4 protein-coding genes are annotated in these 2,957 nt (G+C 62.4%); all 4 read left to right on the plus strand.

Going from position 1 to position 2,957, the window contains the following annotated elements; translation table 11 throughout:
• Nucleotides 1-82 precede the first annotated feature (82 nt).
• Genes tnpA through ACIGHL_RS22735 form a run of 4 tightly spaced genes read left to right on the plus strand, consistent with a single transcriptional unit; the run spans nucleotide 83 to nucleotide 2,927 of the window.
• Complete coding sequence (gene tnpA / locus ACIGHL_RS22720; RefSeq protein WP_216707025.1) at nucleotides 83-460, plus strand: IS66-like element accessory protein TnpA; 378 nt, start codon at nucleotides 83-85, stop codon at nucleotides 458-460.
• Nucleotides 457-801 (plus strand): IS66 family insertion sequence element accessory protein TnpB, encoded by a 345-nt coding sequence (tnpB, locus tag ACIGHL_RS22725; RefSeq protein WP_003291615.1) that lies wholly within the window; start codon nucleotides 457-459, stop codon nucleotides 799-801. Before tnpA ends, tnpB begins: the two co-directional genes overlap by 4 nt.
• Before the next feature lie 35 nt (nucleotides 802-836).
• Nucleotides 837-2,345 (plus strand): IS66 family transposase, encoded by a 1,509-nt coding sequence (gene tnpC / locus ACIGHL_RS22730; protein WP_033987516.1) that lies wholly within the window; start codon nucleotides 837-839, stop codon nucleotides 2,343-2,345.
• A 3-nt stretch (nucleotides 2,346-2,348) separates the two neighbouring features.
• On the plus strand, nucleotides 2,349-2,927 hold the full coding sequence (locus ACIGHL_RS22735) for a plasmid pRiA4b ORF-3 family protein (RefSeq protein WP_446697758.1): 579 nt from the start codon (nucleotides 2,349-2,351) through the stop codon (nucleotides 2,925-2,927).
• The last annotated feature ends 30 nt before the right edge of the window (nucleotides 2,928-2,957 follow it).

Raw genomic sequence — 2,957 nt, forward strand, 5'->3', positions numbered from 1 at the left:
GTAAGCGTCCGCCCTGCACCCACTGCCTGCCCTAGCCTCGAATAGCCACAATGGTGCCCACCATTTTTTAGTGGACACCATTGTGGATACGCCCCCCTCTACTCCTCGCCGCAGTCGCCGCCCCAACTTTTCGGTGGAGTTCAAGCGTCGTGTCGTCGAGGCCACGCTATTGCCCGGCGCATCCGTCGCGTTGATCGCCCGAGAGCATGAGGTCAACGCCAAGCTCGTCTTCAAATGGCGCCGTCACTATCGGGAGGGGCAGCTGGGGCCAGTTGCCCACCAGGTTACTTTGTTGCCGGTCAACCTGAGCAAGGCGCCGACGCCCTCAGCGGAAGAGGCAATGCCACTGCCGTCGAGTCCGGGCGGACTGGTTGTGGAGTGCGGTCGGGTCACCTTGCGCATTGAGGGCGTGCCCGACCCGCAAACCTTGCAACTGGTCTTGCAGCAGGTGTTGCGATGATTGCCCCGCCCATCGGGACTCGCATCTGGATCGTGGCTGGAGCCACCGACATGCGGCGGGGGTTCGATGGCCTGGCGGCCCTGGTGCAAACCCAACTTGAGGCGGATCCGTTCTCCGGCCAGATCTTCGTGTTTCGGGGACGGCGCGGTGACCGGATCAAATTGCTGTGGTGGGATGGCGATGGCTTGTGCCTGTTCTGCAAGCGGCTTGAGCAGGGGCGCTTCGTCTGGCCGCAAGCCACCAGCGGCAGCGTCTCCTTGACGACGGCACAACTCGCGATGCTGTTGGAGGGCATCGATTGGCGCCGACCGCTGCGCACCGCACCGGTACGAGCAGTCTGATGTTCAACGCTTGAGAACACCAGTAACATCGCGCCATGACTTGCGCGACCGACTTCCTTCCTGACGACATCCAGGCCTTGAAAGCCTTGGTTACCGCCCAGCGCGGGGAAATCGAGCACCTGAAACTGATGATCGCCAAGCTGCGGCGCATGCAGTTCGGTCGGCGTTCCGAGCAACTCGATGGCATGCTCGACCAACTGCAACTGACGCTCGAAGAGTTGCAGGTCAGCCAGGCCGCATTGGCCTCGCCACCACCAGCCCAATCGCGCCCACGTACACCCGTACGCCGCAAGCCATTGCCCGAGCATTTGCCCCGTGAAATCCACGTCCATCGACCCGATGCGCAGTGCCCAGGCTGTGGCGGCGAACTTCGTCATCTGGGCGATGACGTGGCCGAAGTTCTGGAGTACGTGCCGGCGCGCTTCAAGGTGATTCGCCACGTGCGGCCCAAGTTGGCCTGCCGCTGCTGTGACGGGATCGTGCAGGTGCCGGCCCCGAGCCGACCGATTTCCCGGGGTCTTGCCGGGCCGGGATTGTTGGCCCATGTGCTGGTGTCCAAATACGTGGATCATCTGCCGCTGTATCGGCAGTCCGAAATCTATGCGCGTGAGGGCGTGTCCCTGGAGCGCTCGACCATGGCCGACTGGATCGGCGAAGCGAGCCGGCTCTTGCAGCCATTGGTCAGCCGGTTGCGACAGCACATCATGGCCGCCAACAAAGTCCACGCCGACGACACGCCGATCGCCGTGCTCGCCCCCGGCCAGGGTAAAACCAAGACCGGACGCTTGTGGACGTATGTGCGCGACGAGCGCCCCGCAGGTAGTAGCACGCCGCCGGCGGTCTGGTTTGCCTACTCGCCGGATCGCAAAGGCGAGCACCCCCGAGCCCATCTCCGGGGCTTCGCCGGGACGTTGCAAGCCGATGGCTATGCCGGTTTCGCGCAACTCTATGCCTCGGGCACGATTCACGAGGCGGCATGCTGGGCACATGCTCGACGCAAGTTTTTCGACCTGCACAAGGCACTGGCCTCGCCGATTGCGGCTGAGGCCCTGCAACGGATTGGCGCGCTATACGCCATCGAGGCGGAAATTCGCGGACAGCCGCCCGATCAACGACGCGCAGTGCGGCAGCGGCGAGCCAGCCCGCTGCTGGCGCACATGCACATCTGGCTTAATCACACGCTGACGCAATTGCCGCCCAAATCGGCATTGAGCGGTGCGATCCACTATGCCCTCGCACGTTGGCAGGCGCTGACGCGCTACTGCGCGGATGGCCGCATTGAAATCGACAACAATGCCGCCGAACGGGCCCTGCGTGCAGTCGCCCTGGGTCGCAAGAATTTTCTGTTCGCCGGTTCCGACGCAGGCGGAGAAAGAGCGGCGGCGATCTACAGCCTGGTCGGTTCAGCCAAGCTCAACGCATTGAACCCACAGGCTTATTTGACGCACGTGCTGGAGCGCATCGCCGACTACCCAATCAATCAGCTCGACGACTTGCTGCCCTGGAATATTGCTCTGCCTACCCTAGAACATGAGGCCGCTTGACCCATGCCCAACGTCACCCGTTTGCCCAAGCCGGCGAACGACCGTCTCCTGCAACTGCACATCGAACTGACGTGGATAAAACCCGCCATCTGGCGCCGGGTCGCCGTGCCCGAGCGCATCACCCTGAGCAAACTGCACCAGGTTATTCAGGCGGTGATGGGCTGGAGTGACACCCATCTTCATGAGTTTGAAATCGCTGGCGAAAGCTACGGTATTCCCGATCCCGACTGGGGCCCTCCGGTCGTTTCGGAACAGCGCAAGACGCTGACAAAGGTGCTGTATGGGTCGAAGGCGTTTCGTTACGTCTATGGCTTTGGCGACAACTGGGAGCACCGGATCAAGATCGAGCGGCTGTTGCCGGCCATTGCGTGCCCGCATGTGCTGTATTGCATCGACGGCGCCAATGCCAGCCCGCCGGAGGATGTCGGCGGTGCACCGGGTTACGCGGATTTTCTGGACGCGCTTGCCGACCCCGAACATCCCGAATACTTGGACATGCTCGACTGGTACGGCGATACCTTCGATCCCACGGCATTTGACCGCGACGACATCAATCAGCGTCTGAAGCGGATTAAAGTCTGAGGGTCAAGACGGTAGAGAGCGGACGCTTAC

The organism is Pseudomonas sp. NPDC077451, assembly GCF_044543345.1.
Lineage (GTDB): Bacteria > Pseudomonadota > Gammaproteobacteria > Pseudomonadales > Pseudomonadaceae > Stutzerimonas.